Origin of the sequence: Microcystis sp. M_QC_C_20170808_M3Col (assembly GCF_007095505.1) — a bacterium.
Classification (GTDB): domain Bacteria; phylum Cyanobacteriota; class Cyanobacteriia; order Cyanobacteriales; family Microcystaceae; genus Microcystis.
In genome coordinates this window covers 1-15,026 of record NZ_SFBY01000028.1, presented here as the reverse complement: position 1 = coordinate 15,026, position 15,026 = coordinate 1, and the positions used below count along the sequence as shown (strand labels likewise).

Below are 15,026 nucleotides of genomic sequence, written 5' to 3'. Positions count from 1 at the left end.
GGGATAGAGAGGTGCGTAGTTCACCCAAGGAGAATTAATCTCTCGAAGTAAAAGTGAAGGGAATTTCTGAAATGGAATTCAGTCTGTCTATATTTGACTATACTTTTACTAACTATGATATTCAGCTTTTCATTCTACCTTGTTTGAGTTAGCGATCGCTTTTTCTTAACTTCTCCAAAAGTTGCACACGGGTTGACCTGAAGTCTGTTATATTTTGTGAGAAAGCCGTTCACCCTGACAGCAGGGCATTATTCTGTAGGAGCGCACGGCCTGGACAACCCCTGAGATAACCTTTTCTGCACCACAAACGCGGGATATCCCTCCGCAACACCTAGAAGGAGAATCTGATGTTCAAAATCGATACTTGCTGTACTCTAGTACCCTACTTTGAAATACAAGAAGGAAAAATTGCTGCCTTTAAGGAACTAAGCCCCAAGTTCATTGAGAGAACCCGCACCGAAGAGGGCTGTATCCATTATGCTTTTTCCTTTAGCGGTAATATTCTTCATTGCCGCGAGGGTTACGTCGATGCCTCCGCAGTTCTTGCCCACCTACAAAACGTCGGGGAACTGCTAGACGAACTTCTCAAAATCGCCAAGATTATTCGCGTAGAAGTTCACGCTCCCGCTTCCGAAATCGAAAAGCTGCGAGAGCAGTTGGCCTCTCTTAACCCTCAGTTCTTCATTCTCGACGAAGGTATTCGCCGCACCAGCGAAGCCTAACCCCGTACTGACAGAAAAGAGAATGATTTAGGCTTTTTTGAAATCAAAAAGTGCCATTTCTTGGAGTGGTCGGGGGGAAAATTCAGGGACTTTTTCCCCGAAAATTAGGTAATTGACCCTCTGAAAACGGGTAAAACCCTACACCTGATCTCACCCCGGAGGAAGTCCTTGAGCTAGAAGCGATTGGCGAACTCGACCAAATTTTCAGCTACATCAACGCTGTCATTGCCGCCAGAGTAAATGGTCATTCCTAAATCGCTTTACCATATTGTTCGACAACGCGCTAGGTTCCGGTGTGAATACTGTCACTATCCCGAACTCCTCAGTTCCGCCCCTCTTTCGATCGACCATATTCAACCCCAATCCCTCGGTGGTAGCGATACGCTGGACAACCTCGCCCTAGCCTGTCGTCGTTGCAATGAAAGGCGTTATAACTTCACAACGGGGATTGACCCAGAAACCGAGGCAGAAGCTTCACTGTTCAACCCACGCCAGCAAATTAAGTAGGTAGGCGTTAAAAATTATCAGATGCCCCCTTATCAAGGGGGATCCCCCCGCCTACCGGCACCCCCCTTATCAAGGGGGGCAGGGGGGATCGAACCTAAAGTCCATTTTTCATTTAATTATAACCAGCTACTTATTTGCTTAATTTAAGTTATGAACTTCAATCTTTATCTGGAAGAGGAATTAAGTCAGCAACTACAGGCTTTATCTCGCTCTACAGGCAAATCCCAGAATGCTTTGATCCGAGAAGCAATACAGCTTTTAATTACCACAAAAGAACAGTCGCAATGGTCGTCAACTATCCTTAATTTTCAAGGGGTAAGTGATGGTATTATTTTTGAAGCTTATAGAGAGGAACTTTCCCCACCTAGAGAAGATGAGGTGATTTAGTGCTGGTTTTACTCGATATTTGTACGATTAGTGATTTTGTCAAAGGTGATAGCAACACTCTAGGGCAGATCAAAAATTATACTAAATCTGGTTATTAAAAACTGATTATTTATTCCCTTTTTGCCTTTTGCATGAGTAGAAAACGGGTTTCTCCGAGAAACCCGTTTTCTGTGCGTTACTCAACGGATTTAAAAATTAGGTAAAACCCTACACTCGGCCACCGGGAAAAACTTTTTCAGCATACCCTAAATACTGGCTTTCTCTCTTCAATGGCTGATTCTGCGAAGTTGCTCCAGAAGTTGCTCAAGAATGTCTTCCATCTCTTCCGGGCTGCTGCCCATATTCCTGGCCGGTCCGCGCAGGAATTGTTTAACCGTTATCTTTTTATCGCGGAAGTCCCGGACAAAATTATAGATTTTTTCGGTGGATTGAACTTGTAATTTCATCTCCTCTAGCATTTGCTCAATCGGGTCGATGCCATCCTTCTCACGAGCGCGACTGGCCTTCACCATCTCGCCTTCCGGGGTATTTCGCACCGATCGCAGTTCTCTTTTCAGGTTCTCGTATTGCTTTTTGAGTAGTTCGTTATTGGTTTCAACCCTCTCGCACTGTCGTTTGAGGTCGCTTTCCGATGAGCCTTCAACCTCGAAAGAGTCTCCCATTTGATGCTGTCGTTCGATTTCGAGCAGTCTGGCAATATCTCCCTCTTTATAGGCGCGGTTGACCTCCTTCATAATCTCGTTGTGACGCATCCGAGTTTCGGGATCCGTAACCTTGTCGGGGTGAAAAATCTCAGCCATTCTCAGGAAAGTGCGGCGTATTTGTCTAGATTCAGGAGATTTAGGCGAGCTTTCAGGTGATATCTCTGCTCCATCATCGTGACGTTCATAGGAGTCTCCCCCAGAGAAGAAATCCTGCGCGGATTGCTCTGATGATCCTTCTGGTTCTTCGTCTCCGAAAAGTTCGTCCAGTTCTTCATCTCCATCCTCAAATTTCGGGCTAATCACCCCCGTTAACTGAAGTGTCTGGTAAATTCCGAGAATCCTTTTTTTTGTCTGCTGCCCCAATTTTCTAGCAGTGAGGATTTCGTCAAAAAGGGCGTGTATTTCGCGGTCGAGGTCGGTAAGTTTTTGATAGAGGGGTTGCCCTCTCTGAAAAATCTCCGTCGCCAGGGAACGCATCTGGTCGAGGAATTTCTTCAGTTCGTTGCGCTTTCTGCCAATCTGCTTGAGGAGCCACTGATGCTCCTCCTCTAAAGCTTGGAGACGAAAATGTAGGGAAGAGAGCGCCAAGGAAGGTGAGGTGGGCGAATCAGAGGAGTTCGGTGATTTCGGCTTTTTAGATCTGGTCATTACTTTAGCGTGAAAGCATATTGTCCATTCTACCAAGCCGGAAGGAGCCGCATTCCTAAAACTCACCCTTGGCTCATTTTATTGTTTCTCCCCACCTCCCTGCTCCCCACTCCCCACTTCCCCACTCCCCACTTCCCCACTTCCCCAACCTCCCCCACTTCCCCACTTCCCCCACTTCCCATCACCCCAAGTCCACAGACAGGCTTAAGTGCCTAGAAACTAGATATATCAATGGTCTTAATTAATTCTTATCAATCGAATTAAATTTTTGTAAATAAAATTCTCGATCGGATTAATTATTTTTTCCAAATTCCGCTAGACTTATTTAGTAAGTTCAATTGAGACTCAATATTCCATAGCTAAATTTCTATAGCACAGGCTAGAGGGAAAGTTTAGCGAGGGATTCCTTTCCCCATAATTCAGCACACATACTTGCTTTAGCAGCAGGCAGGAGAATTCCATGTCCAATTTTTCGAGACGGAAATTTTTAACCACGGCGGCAGTTTCAGCGGCAGGGGCTGTTGTCCTCAAAGGTTGTCTGGGTAATCCCCCCGACAGTACGGGTGGAACTGCCAGCACTACACCCGCTTCCCCGGTTGCTTCTCCCGTCGCCATCGCCCCCGAACAAGCTCCTGAAACCACCAAAATTAAATTAGGTTATATTCCTATCGTTGAGGCCGCACCTTTAATTATTGCCAAGGAAAAAGGCTTTTTCGCTAAACACGGGATGCCCGATGTGGAAGTCTCCAAACAAGCAAACTGGGGATCCGCTAGGGATAACGTCGAAATTGGCGCAGATGCGGGCGGAATTGACGGGGGACAGTGGCAAATGCCCATGCCTTACCTAATTTCCGAGGGACTAATCACCAAAAATAACGTTAAAGTCCCCATGTATGTGTTAGCGCAGTTAAACACCCAGGGTAACGGAATTGCGATCGCAAGTAAACACGAGGGCAAAAATATCGGTTTAGACCTGAAACCCGCCAAAGATTACATCCTCGGCATGAAAACGACGGGAACTCCCTTCAAAGCCGCCTATACTTTCCCGAAAGCTAACCAAGACTTCTGGATTCGTTACTGGTTAGCCGCCGGTGGTATTAACCCCGATACGGATGTTAACCTAATTGCCGTACCCGCGGCCCAAACCGTGGCCAACATGAAAACGGGAACCATGGATGCGTTTAGTACCGGCGATCCTTGGCCGGCGCGAATTGTGGCTGATCAGATCGGTTTTATGTCAGCTTTAACCGCAGAAATCTGGCCCTATCACCCGGAAGAATACCTCGCTATCCGCGCCGATTGGGTGGATAAAAACCCGAAAGCCACCAAAGCGGTGTTAAAAGCAGTCATGGAAGGGCAGCAATGGCTAGATCAAGAGGCAAATCGAGCAGAAGCGGCGGCAATTCTCGCTAAACCGGCTTATTTCAACCTCAAAGAAGAACTTATCGCCGGTCCCCTCAAAGGAATACAGAAAATGGGTGACGGTAAACCGGAAATCACCGACAAAAATAAAGGGGTTTTCTACTGGAAAGATCCTGCTGGTAGCGTTTCCTATCCCTACAAGAGTCATGATCTCTGGTTTTTAACCGAAAGTGTTCGTTGGGGTTTCTTGCCGAAAGAAACTTTAACCACTGCCTCAGCATTAATCGACAAAGTTAACCGCGAGGATCTTTGGAAAGCGGCAGCTACAGAATTAGGAGTTGCCGCGGCCGATATTCCCACCAGTACCTCCCGCGGTGTCGAAAAATTCTTTGATGGCAAAACTTTTGACCCCGCTAATCCCCAAGCTTATCTCGATAGTTTGGAGATCAAAAAATAGCGAGTTTTTCCCGGTAGGCTAGGGTCATAAAATATCTAGTCTATTAATCCCAAAAGTGTTTTCTTCTCTCCCCAATCAAGTAACTTTATCTTCAACAAAGGAAAACGGCAAAATGGCAAGTAGCGTCAGCAGAAAAAGTAACGGTGGTTTCAACTTCGGTAAATTCTGGAAAAAGCATTCCCAAGATATTCTTCCCCCTATTATCGGTACCTTGGGTTTTCTGATTGTTTGGCAATTAGTTTCGATGCTGGGATTAATCAAATTACCCCCCCCATCTGACCTAATCACCAATGAACGGACTCGTACTTATTTAATGTATCCCTTCTTTGATCGTGGAGGTATTGATAAGGGACTATTCTGGCAAACTTTAGCGAGTCTGCAACGGGTATTAATCGGTTATTTTTTTGCCGCAGTGGTGGGTATTGGAGTGGGGATTATGGTCGGTTTAAATTCTTTCTTAAATAAGGCACTCGATCCCCTTTTTCAATTCCTGAGAACAGTTCCTCCTCTCGCTTGGGTTCCCCTATCTTTGGCCGCTTTACAACAAAACCAACCCGCGGCTTTATTCGTTATCTTTATTACCGCAGTTTGGCCGATTTTGATCAATACTACCGTCGGTGTCCAACAAATTCCCCAAGACTATATCAACGTTAAACAAGTCTTGCAATTGTCCAGCAAAAAATTCTTCTTCAAGATATTAATTCCCTCGGCACTTCCCTACATCTTCACTGGTTTGAGAATTGCGATCGGTTTAGCTTGGTTAGCGATTATCGCCGCTGAAATTGTTATGTCGGGTATCGTCGGTATCGGTTTCTTTATCTGGGATGCCTACCAAAATAACTACATCAGTGATATTATTCTCGCGCTGTTTTATATCGGTGGTGTGGGTTTATTACTCGATCGCTTTATGGCTTGGTTGCAAAATCAAATCGTTCGTCAATAGGGGATAAATGGGGAAAATTTCCCCATTTTCAAATAACTGAAACTTGAGGAAATTTAAGGAGAAAAAACTATGAGTTTGTTTGTCGCTGTCGATAACATTGATAAGGTCTTCCCCCTCAGTGGTGGCGGTGAATATGTGGCCTTGAAAGGGATTGATTTACAGATAAAAAAAGGGGAATTTATCTCCCTCATCGGTCACTCTGGTTGCGGAAAATCCACCCTCTTAAACATGATCGCCGGTTTAGACTTGCCCACGGAAGGAGTGGTGACTTTGCAAGGTCAAAGCATTAAAAAACCGGGTCCCGATCGCATGGTAGTTTTCCAAAACTATTCCCTTTTGCCCTGGTTAACCGTCAAAGAAAATATTACCCTCGCCGTCGATCAAGTTCTCGCCCAACTATCAGAAACCGAAAGAAAAGCCGAAGTCGAAAAATATATCGATCTGGTCAATCTTCGTCATGCAGTGGATAAACGTCCCAACGAATTATCGGGGGGGATGAAACAACGGGTAGCGATCGCTCGCGCCCTAGCCATCCGTCCGAAAGTGCTACTTTTAGACGAACCCTTTGGCGCGTTAGATGCCCTGACTAGAGGTAATCTACAGGAACAGTTAATGCAGCTGTGCGAAGAATACGAAATGACCTCGGTAATGGTGACGCACGATGTGGATGAAGCGGTGTTATTATCCGATCGCATCGTCATGCTCACCAACGGTCCTGGCTCAAAAATTGGCGGTATTTTGGAAGTAGATATCCCCCGTCCCCGCAAACGCATGGAAGTGGTAGAACACCCCAGTTACTACAGTCTCCGGAGCGAAATTATCTATTTCCTCAACCAACAAAAACGGATCAAAAAACTGCGCGCTCGCAAGGTCGAAGTTATTGCCCGTCACGGTTTAGAAAAAGTCAATCTAGAAATCGGTTTTGTTCCCCTCACCGCTTGCGCTCCCCTAGCAGTGGCCAAAGAAAAGGGATTCTTCACTAAACATGGTCTAGATGAGGTGAATTTAGTCCGGGAAACCAGTTGGCGAGGCATTGTGGACGGGATCGCGGGGGGATTCCTCGACGGGGCGCAAATGCCCTCAGGAATGCCCACCTGGTTAACCGTCGGTGGTTATCAGGAGCAACCTTTGCCGATTGTCAGCGCCCTGACTATGACTCGTAACGGTAACGGTGTCACCCTCGCTAAACGCTTCTATGACGAGGGAGTGATTGACGGTAATGCTTTAAAACAGATGCTATTGGAATCCCGGGAGCAGCGCCATATTTTTGGCATGGTTCACCCCTCCTCCATGCACAATTTGCTCCTGCGTTACTGGTTAGCGGCCTCTGGTATTGACCCGGATAAAGATGTTCACCTCGAAACTATTCCCCCGGCCCAAATGGTAGCTGACCTGAAAACCGGCAGTATTGACGGTTACTGTGTCGGTGAACCCTGGAATCTACGGGCCGCCATGGAAGGTATCGGTTACACCGTCGCTACCGACTTAGAAATCTGGCAGGGCCACCCGGGTAAGGCCCTGGGAGTCCGGGAAGATTGGGCCAATAAATACCCTAATACCCATGTCGCTTTAGTCAAAGCACTGCTGGAAGGTTGTCGCTACTGTGCCGAGGAAGGGAATCAGGAAGAAATTCGTCAAATCCTCGCCAGTCGTCAGTACCTTAGTACCAATATCGATTATATCCAACTGGGTGATCCCAACTCCTACGCGTGCAGTCTCGATCAACCGATGAAAGAATATGCACACCATCTGTTCTATGGAGAAGGGGTAAATCGTCCCAGTCGTACCGAACACCTCTGGATGATGACCCAAATGGCGCGCTGGGGCCACATTCCTTTCCCCCGTAACTGGGTAGAAATTCTCGAACGCGTCTGTCGGGTGGGTGTCTTTAGTACCGCGGTCCGGGAATTGGGTCTAGGGGATATTAAATATCGTCGCACACCGATCCTTTTATTCGATGGTATCGAGTTTGATGCCGAGGATCCGATCGGTTATCTCAATAGTTTAGAGATCAAACAAAACATCACCATGGCCGAAGTGGCTATTGATGCTCGTCCTACTGCGGTGGAACCCCGTAAAATCGCCTAACCAGAGGTAAAAGGGGAGATTTTCTCCCCTTTTACCTCTAAAATATGATCCCATTGGATTAAGCCCTGCAACTCTGCCACTTTCTACCTGTCTTTCGACTTTTTAGCGACTATAATTATGTACACCACTACCGACACAATTAACCGAGCAACCCAGACCCCCACTAAAGAAGCTTTTGTCACCATTGAAGGAGTTTCTAAGGTTTACCCCACTCCTAGAGGCCCCTACACCGTCCTCAAGGACGTTAATCTCAGCATCAATGAAGGTGAATTTATCTGCGTGATCGGTCACTCTGGTTGCGGTAAATCGACGCTATTAAATATGGTGTCGGGTTTTTCTTCTCCCACCGATGGCATTGTTAAAGTTAACGGTAAGAAAATTACTAAACCCGGTCCCGATCGCATGGTAGTGTTTCAAAACTATGCTTTATTGCCTTGGTTAAGTGTTTTTGAAAATGTCTATCTCGCGGTAGATGCGGTGTCTCCCAATGCCCCGGAAGCGCAAAAACGCTCGATCGTGCGCGAACATTTAGCTATGGTGGGTTTAACCGAAGCTATGGATAAAACCCCTCCCCAAATCTCCGGGGGGATGAAACAACGGGTTTCGATCGCTCGCGCTCTTTCTATCCGTCCCGAAGTGTTGATTCTTGATGAACCTTTCGGCGCTTTGGATGCGATTACCAAAGAGGAATTACAGGAAGAATTGCTGAAAATCTGGCAAGATAAACGCTGTACGGTGTTGATGATTACCCACGATATCGATGAGGCTCTTTTTCTCGCTGATAAGCTGGTAATGATGACCAATGGACCGGAAGCAAAAATCGGCGAAGTGATGAATATTCATTTCCCCCGTCCCCGCGATCGGGAGAGAATTATGGAGGATCCTGAATATTATCGTCTGCGTAACTATGCCCTCGACTTCCTCTATAATCGTTTCGCTCACGATGATGTTAGCTAGATGTGAGCATTTGTATTAGTTTGGGGTGCGGTTGACTTAATAGCGATCGCACCTAGACTTTTTTTCTAGGGAAACCTTCTTAAAGTAAAATTATCTCTAAGTAGGTAGATGTTAAAAATTGCCAGATACCCCCCTTGTCAAGGGGGGATTAAGGGGGGATCAGCACCCCTTATTAAGGGGGGATTCAGGGGGGATCAGCACCCCTTATCAAGGGGGGATTCAGGGGGGATCAAGGGGGGATCAGCTTACTTGTCAACTAAATAGAAGAATTAGCAATCAAATACAATAATAATTTTTACTTTTTACTTAATTGATCATGCTCAAACAGATACGGAAACTACTTATCAATTTTGGTCAACAATGGCGCGATGAAAATTTCATGAGGTCGATTCATACCATTGAAAACCTAGTTTCTAAGGTTTTATCCGTAGCTTTAATTGTTGTTATTCTTGTTTCTCTTTATGATCTGGTAGTTATCCTAATCAAAGATTTATTTACTACGGAACCCATCGGTTTTTTTAGCAAAACTTTAATTGAAATCTTCGGTTTATTTCTCAATATTTTGATCGCTTTAGAGTTATTAGAAAACGTCACTGCTTACTTAAGAAAACACATCGTACAGGTTGAATTAGTCGTAGTTACTGCCCTGATTGCCATCTCTCGAAAAATTATTATTTTTGATCCCAATAAATACAGTAAAGATGATTTAATTGCCCTCACCGTGGGAACCTTAGCTTTAGCGGCAAGTTATTGGTTAATCAGAAAAGTTAATCGCGATAATCGTTCTTGAAGTAGTTATTAAGTACCCAGACAGAATTAATCACACCAAATTCGATTATTAAAGACTGATTATCTATTGCAAGAGTGCCTATTTCCTATCCTGATATGTAGCCTATACTCAACGGATTTAGTATTAACTTTGTCCAATTACTGATTAGGGAAAGGGGTAGATTTAGAAAACCTAACCCTTCCAAATATTTACTCGACTCTGGAAATATTACCCGCTTTAATCCAACCTTCGCGACCATCGGACAGACGTATGCGCTGCCATTGGCCATCGCTGCTGGTTCCCACCACACTGACCTTAGTATTATAATCCAGACCGCCGAGACGAGTCGATTCACTGGTAGGTTCAGAGCGCAGACTTAAACCGCTTTGCCATGTCACCCGCGCTTGATAACCGGACGATGTGGTTTCTCTTTTTCTTGCTTCGGGACTGGGTTTCGGGGAAGCTTTTGGTGCTGGTGCAGCTTTGGGAGACTCCTTCACCTCAGCTTGGGGTTGTTCTTGGACGGGAGTAGTAGGGATGGGTTTAGCAGCTTTTTCCTCCTTAGTTTCCTCTTTTTTCTCCTCGGTAAAGACGGGTTTAGGAGGATTAGAATTCATACCGGAGAGAAGCATATAGGCGACAGCAGTAGCCCCACCGACCAAAATCGCCACTCCCATGACAAAACCGAGCATAAATTGCAATAAACCAGATAAACGCTTCATATTGGTGCTAAATTAACTGCTAGAATTAACATTAAAACGATCATCGCGAGAGGCTAGACGAGCTTTACCGGACTTAGCCCAATCCTGTAGAAATTGAATCTGTTCTTGGGCAGTGCGAGCTAGGGGGATAATCTGACTAGCGGCCTCAAGCACATCATCGGTGCTAAAGTCGCGATTTTGACTAAAACCGATGTGCATCGCTTCCACGATGGTTTGTTCGATTTCTGCCCCCGAAAAATCGGGAGTTTCGTAGGCTAATCGCTTTATATCATAACTTTTCAGGTTATGGGGCCGAACTTTCCCTAAATGAACGCTAAAAATCTCCTCGCGGGACTTTTGGCTAGGTAGTCCGACAAAAAATATCTCATCGAAGCGTCCTTTTCGCAACATTTCCGGGGGCAAAGATTGGATGTTATTAGCTGTAGCGACGACAAAAACCGGCGATTGTTTCTCGGCTAACCAAGTGATAAAAGTCCCGAAAACCCGGCTGGTGGTTCCCCCGTCGCCTTTTCCATCCGCTCCGGCGAAAGCTTTATCGATTTCGTCTATCCACAGCACACAGGGAGCTAAAGCTTCGGCGAGATTAATCATCTGACGGGTACGCGATTCCGATTCTCCCACCAATCCGCCAAATAAACGCCCCACGTCTAGACGCAGTAGGGGTAAGTGCCAGTGATGGGAAATAGCTTTCGCTGTCAGGGATTTACCCGTCCCTTGAATTCCCACCAATAGTAAACCCCGGGGATTGGGTAAACCGTAGGCGCGAGCGCGTTCACTAAAAGCACCACCGCGACGAATCAGCCAATCTTTGAGATTATCTAGGCCGCCGATGTCAGAAATCTGCTCTGTGGCGGGATAAAAGTCTAATATCTGGGTTTGACGAATCGATTGGCGTTTTTCTGCCAAAATTAATTCCACGTCCTCTGGCTCAATTTTGCCGTGACTGGCTAAACATTTGGCTAAAACCCGACGAATTCTCTCTAGGGATAATCCTTGGGCAGAAAGCACTAATTCATCGAGGAGTGGTTCTTTGAGGGGTTGTCCGGTGGCAGCGATTAATCGCTGGATTTCCTGTTTAATTTCTTCGCCACTGGGGAGGGGAAAATCGACGACGGTGATTACTTCGGTTAGATCCGAGGGGATAGACAGTTCGGGAGCGACGATAATTAGGTTTTTGGGCTGAGATTTCAGGGAACGGGCCAGATTTCGCAATTTTCTGGCGATGGAAATATCTTCTAGAAAGCGCTGGAAATCCCGTAAAATTATGATTGCGGCGATGTTAGTCGGCAGCTTTTCGACGAATTCAAGAGCTTGGAGGGGATTACGCCGAGCAAAGTTCTCGTTATTGGGATTATCTTGATAACCATCCACGAAATCCCAGACATAGACAGCACGGTTATTGCTCTGTTTGGCAATATCGGCGATCGCTTTTTCGAGACGTTCTTCTTCTAGGGTGGTAACATAGATGAGAGGATAACGGGCCCGCAGCAGTAATTCAAATTCTTCACCAAAGCTCATAGCTATTCGTCTATAGTTTTTGCTATTTATATCGTCATCAGAAAATATAGCAGTTAGCCGTCTATTGGATATTTTAGTACAAATGCTCGGACTTCTTCTCGGCAGCTCCCTGTTCTGGTGTAGTGTTAACGAGTAATTGACCGCTTTTCTCCTAAAGATGAAGTGTAACCTAATTTTGATATCGACGGCCGGCGACCGACTACCCAAAACGAAAACTTCCTACCTCACCATTAGGATAACTGCTATGTATGAATAATGTTATTGACCATGATCGTTTATTTAAGGAATTAATTTCGACTTTTTTTGTTGAATTTATTCAGTTGTTTTTCCCTGAGATTATCAATTATTTAGAGCCTAATCAGATCACATTTTTAGACAAAGAAGTCTTTACCGATGTCACGGAAGGAGAAAAGTATGAAAGTGATTTAGTCGCCCAAGTTCAATTTCGAGGACAATCATCATTTTTCTTAATTCATCTAGAAGCACAGTCTAGCTCTCAACCGGAATTTAATCGGCGAATGTTTACTTATTTCGCTCGTCTGCATCAAAAATTTGCCTTACCAGTTTATCCGATTGTCATATTCTCCTATGATCGTCCGCAAAAAGAAGCAATTCGTCAATACAAAATTGAGTTTCCTGACTTAAAAGTGTTAGAATTTAACTATCAAGTTGTCCAGTTAAATCGCTTGAATTGGCGAGATTTTCTCAATCAAGATAATCCCGTCGCCGCCGCTTTGATGGCCAAGATGAAAATTGCCGATCGGGATAGAGCAAAAGTTAAGGCACAATGTCTAAGATTATTGGTGACATTAAGATTAGATGCAGCAAAATGACTGAATAGCTGAAATTACACCCGTCCAACACTGATTGGCGATCGCGATTTTGCCACCTGTTAAATCTCTGTTTCTGTCTGTATAAATTGTTACTTTTTGAAATGAGAATTGCTGGATTAGATGCTGCTAGAATGCAATTGATTTCAGGCTTTGTCGATACCTATCTCAATCTCAACTCGTCCGAGGAGATAGAATTTCAACAGGAGATTAGCACATTTATTCAACCCGAACAGGAGGGAGTTATGCAGATTACCACCAGTTGGATGCGCCGCGGTTTAGAACAGGGTTTAGAACAGGGTTTAGAACAGGGTTTAGAACAGGGTTTAGCAAGAGAAAGAAATCTAATTGTTCGTCTGATTAAACGTAAGTTAGGAGATATTGATGTGGATATAGAGAGTCGGATTATGACCTTGAATATTGATGATCTGGAACGAGCGGGGGAAGCTTTATTTGATTTTTCGACAGTGGAGGATTTAACTAATTGGTTAAATGCTTTAGATGCTTAGTATTTTTCTCTTAAACTTCACAGAAGGCTGGGTATGGGTATGAGTATAAGCTTTGAAAATGCTATCCAACAAACTCAAGATTTACTAAGTCAAATTGAGTTTTTAGATGCCAAGACAATCACTCAGAAATTTACTGATTTAGTCTCAACAGAAAATGGAGCTAGAGGTTTTTTTGTTACTTACTTAACCAGCGATTTATCCCATACGGAATATCCTAGTTTAGAAGTAATCACTGCTTTAAAAACTTCCCCGATATTGGTCAATGAATTATTAGTCAAAAATCTGGCTATGTCCACGGCAATGGTCATCTATCATCGCAGTCAAGGAGATAAAGAAAACGCCCAAGGTTCTGAGAAAGTCCAAGAAAAAACTGGTCAACTAATTAAGCAGTTATTATCGCCAGCCTTGGGGGAAAAATTACAACAATTAGCCACCAGTTTAAACACGGGACAAGGAGAATATCAAGCCTTTCTAGAGCGCTGGGGATATGACAATTACCAACGTCAAGCGATCGCAGAAATTATTCAACCTTTTCTTCAGTAACTAGCGAATTTCGGGCCAAAGCTTTGGCCCGAAATAGGGAGCGATCGGTTCGAGCAATTAACTCTTTTACCTCTTGTTTGCTGCTAAAATGGCTTATTTAAGCAAATCCCCAGCAAAGGCGTTAACCTGGGGGAGTTTTGGCATAGCCGCAACAAAATCAAGGCATTTAACCACTGTACTGGTATTTCTTAGTCAACTTCTAGGAGCTAAAACCCCAAGCCGATGATGGGATTTGAACCCACGACCAATTGATTACGAATCAACTACTCTACCACTGAGCTACATCGGCACATTGCCAATTTCCGATTATATCACGGACAATAGATACAGAGCTAGAAAAATTTTTTTATGAGCAAATCCCCTCGACTCGATCCCCAAAAATACGCGCGCTTGAAAGCGGAAGCAGCCAATCCCTACCGAGGGCTGCGGCAGTTTCTCTATCTCGGTTTAGGTGCTTCTGGTTTTATCGGTGCGGTGGTTTTTCTGGCCCAATTAGCGGCAGCAAGGGACGTAGCCACCGCTTTACCCAATTTTGCCCTACAAACTGGTGTGGTGGCCCTGATGATTTGGTTATTTCGTCGGGAAAAAAAAGCTCAGGGTTGAGGGAGTAGCGACTGATAGCCAAAACGGTCTCTTTCCCCGGAGAATAAAAGTTAACATTAACTCCAGTCTTTTCGTGTTATGATGAGGGCGAGAGTCAAGATTAGTGTTCAAGTTCGTTTTCAGTATTAATTCGGTAAGTCTTTTACTTTAGTATTGTTCGGCTTCTCCCTGAATTTTGTGTCTCCACACCGTTTCGAGTATTGATCGAGGATTCAAGTATTATGTCTATTTTTGTTGGTAATCTCTCTTACGAGATTTCCCAAGAGGATCTAAACGACGTTTTTGCAGAGTATGGCAAGGTTCAAAGGGTTCATATTCCCGTTGACAAAGAGACAGGCCGCAAACGCGGTTTCGCCTTCGTGGAAATGGAAAGTAAAGCCCAGGAAACCGCCGCAATTGAGGCACTGGATGGTGCTGACTGGATGGGACGATCAATTAAAGTTAACCAGGCGCGCGATCGGGAAGAGCGTGCGCCCTTCAATGGTGGTGGTGGTGACAGAAAAAAACGCTATTAAGCTTTTTTTGTAAATGATTGTGGGAGGGTGGACAGGGTTCACCCTTTTTTGTCGGCAATTGCGATCGCAGATCCGCTCAAAACCAATAGAAATCTAAATGTCTGAGTCTCTCCAAAAGGTAACAATTGACATACTCCCACCGTCAAGCTACGCTGTGACGGGGGATTCTTGACCTATCACTATCGGAAATTCCTTGTTCAACGAGACAGCTTAGATTCTCAATGTCTCCATTAAGAATCCAG

At 44.9% G+C, this 15,026-nt stretch carries 14 protein-coding genes, 1 tRNA gene and 3 pseudogenes; 13 read left to right on the top strand and 5 right to left on the bottom strand.

From position 1 onward, the window contains the following. The first annotated feature begins 347 nt into the window (after positions 1 to 347). From EWV84_RS01515 to EWV84_RS01505, 3 genes are all read left to right on the top strand, one after another. Positions 348 to 722, top strand: coding sequence for a putative quinol monooxygenase (locus tag EWV84_RS01515; RefSeq protein ID WP_287075964.1), 375 nt, complete (start codon positions 348 to 350; stop codon positions 720 to 722). Positions 723 to 962: 240 nt separating this feature from the next. Next, on the top strand, positions 963 to 1,229 hold the full coding sequence (locus tag EWV84_RS01510; protein ID WP_158200896.1) for an HNH endonuclease: 267 nt from the start codon (positions 963 to 965) through the stop codon (positions 1,227 to 1,229). A gap of 150 nt (positions 1,230 to 1,379) precedes the next feature. After that, positions 1,380 to 1,616: a ribbon-helix-helix protein, CopG family gene (locus tag EWV84_RS01505; protein ID WP_158200895.1), complete on the top strand. Its 237-nt coding sequence runs from the start codon at positions 1,380 to 1,382 to the stop codon at positions 1,614 to 1,616. 266 nt (positions 1,617 to 1,882) lie between these two features. On the opposite strand, the gene EWV84_RS01500 is transcribed toward EWV84_RS01505, so the two are convergent. Further along, positions 1,883 to 2,968, bottom strand: a complete 1,086-nt coding sequence (locus EWV84_RS01500; protein WP_287075961.1) for a molecular chaperone DnaJ — start codon at positions 2,966 to 2,968, stop codon at positions 1,883 to 1,885. A gap of 460 nt (positions 2,969 to 3,428) precedes the next feature. Here EWV84_RS01500 and EWV84_RS01495 point away from each other — a divergent pair, with 460 nt between their 5' ends. The 5 genes from EWV84_RS01495 to EWV84_RS01475 all read left to right on the top strand — a co-directional run bounded on the left by EWV84_RS01495 (position 3,429) and on the right by EWV84_RS01475 (position 9,565). Continuing rightward, positions 3,429 to 4,787: a CmpA/NrtA family ABC transporter substrate-binding protein gene (locus tag EWV84_RS01495; RefSeq protein WP_287075959.1), complete on the top strand. Its 1,359-nt coding sequence runs from the start codon at positions 3,429 to 3,431 to the stop codon at positions 4,785 to 4,787. A 112-nt stretch (positions 4,788 to 4,899) separates the two neighbouring features. Next, positions 4,900 to 5,730 carry a nitrate ABC transporter permease gene (gene ntrB / locus EWV84_RS01490; RefSeq protein ID WP_286825572.1) on the top strand — a complete coding sequence of 277 codons (831 nt, stop codon included), beginning with the start codon at positions 4,900 to 4,902 and terminating at the stop codon, positions 5,728 to 5,730. Between the two features lie 69 nt (positions 5,731 to 5,799). Next, positions 5,800 to 7,818: an ABC transporter ATP-binding/substrate-binding protein gene (locus EWV84_RS01485; RefSeq protein WP_287075956.1), complete on the top strand. Its 2,019-nt coding sequence runs from the start codon at positions 5,800 to 5,802 to the stop codon at positions 7,816 to 7,818. A gap of 117 nt (positions 7,819 to 7,935) precedes the next feature. Then, positions 7,936 to 8,775 carry a nitrate ABC transporter ATP-binding protein gene (locus EWV84_RS01480; RefSeq protein WP_287075954.1) on the top strand — a complete coding sequence of 280 codons (840 nt, stop codon included), beginning with the start codon at positions 7,936 to 7,938 and terminating at the stop codon, positions 8,773 to 8,775. Between the two features lie 316 nt (positions 8,776 to 9,091). After that, positions 9,092 to 9,565 carry a phosphate-starvation-inducible PsiE family protein gene (locus EWV84_RS01475; protein ID WP_287075952.1) on the top strand — a complete coding sequence of 158 codons (474 nt, stop codon included), beginning with the start codon at positions 9,092 to 9,094 and terminating at the stop codon, positions 9,563 to 9,565. Positions 9,566 to 9,753: 188 nt separating this feature from the next. On the opposite strand, the gene EWV84_RS01470 is transcribed toward EWV84_RS01475, so the two are convergent. Continuing rightward, the gene (locus tag EWV84_RS01470) at positions 9,754 to 10,266 is read right to left on the bottom strand and encodes an SH3 domain-containing protein (protein ID WP_287075950.1); all 513 of its coding nucleotides are present in this window, start codon (positions 10,264 to 10,266) and stop codon (positions 9,754 to 9,756) included. 12 nt (positions 10,267 to 10,278) lie between these two features. After that, positions 10,279 to 11,784, bottom strand: coding sequence for a Ycf46 family AAA ATPase (locus EWV84_RS01465; RefSeq protein WP_287075948.1), 1,506 nt, complete (start codon positions 11,782 to 11,784; stop codon positions 10,279 to 10,281). 248 nt (positions 11,785 to 12,032) lie between these two features. Between EWV84_RS01465 and EWV84_RS01460 the strand changes: the two are divergent. The 3 genes and pseudogenes from EWV84_RS01460 to EWV84_RS01450 form a co-directional block, all read left to right on the top strand. Then, positions 12,033 to 12,602 (top strand): annotated as a pseudogene (locus EWV84_RS01460) (Rpn family recombination-promoting nuclease/putative transposase); the annotation flags it as partial. Between the two features lie 131 nt (positions 12,603 to 12,733). Then, a pseudogene (locus EWV84_RS01455) lies at positions 12,734 to 13,123 on the top strand (DUF4351 domain-containing protein); the annotation flags it as partial. 39 nt (positions 13,124 to 13,162) lie between these two features. After that, the gene (locus tag EWV84_RS01450; RefSeq protein ID WP_287075946.1) at positions 13,163 to 13,666 is read left to right on the top strand and encodes a sll1618 family protein; all 504 of its coding nucleotides are present in this window, start codon (positions 13,163 to 13,165) and stop codon (positions 13,664 to 13,666) included. A 217-nt stretch (positions 13,667 to 13,883) separates the two neighbouring features. Here the strand turns inward: EWV84_RS01450 and EWV84_RS01445 are convergent. Beyond that, positions 13,884 to 13,955, bottom strand: a tRNA-Thr gene (locus EWV84_RS01445). A 59-nt stretch (positions 13,956 to 14,014) separates the two neighbouring features. Between EWV84_RS01445 and EWV84_RS01440 the strand changes: the two genes are divergently transcribed. Together EWV84_RS01440 and rbp are read left to right on the top strand one after the other, a co-directional pair. Further along, complete coding sequence (locus EWV84_RS01440; protein ID WP_286825580.1) at positions 14,015 to 14,269, top strand: DUF3493 domain-containing protein; 255 nt, start codon at positions 14,015 to 14,017, stop codon at positions 14,267 to 14,269. A 221-nt stretch (positions 14,270 to 14,490) separates the two neighbouring features. Beyond that, positions 14,491 to 14,784, top strand: a complete 294-nt coding sequence (rbp, locus tag EWV84_RS01435) for an RNA-binding regulator (protein WP_286825581.1) — start codon at positions 14,491 to 14,493, stop codon at positions 14,782 to 14,784. 142 nt (positions 14,785 to 14,926) lie between these two features. On the opposite strand, the pseudogene EWV84_RS01430 reads toward rbp, so the two are convergent. After that, a pseudogene (locus EWV84_RS01430) lies at positions 14,927 to 15,026 on the bottom strand (zinc ribbon domain-containing protein); the annotation flags it as partial.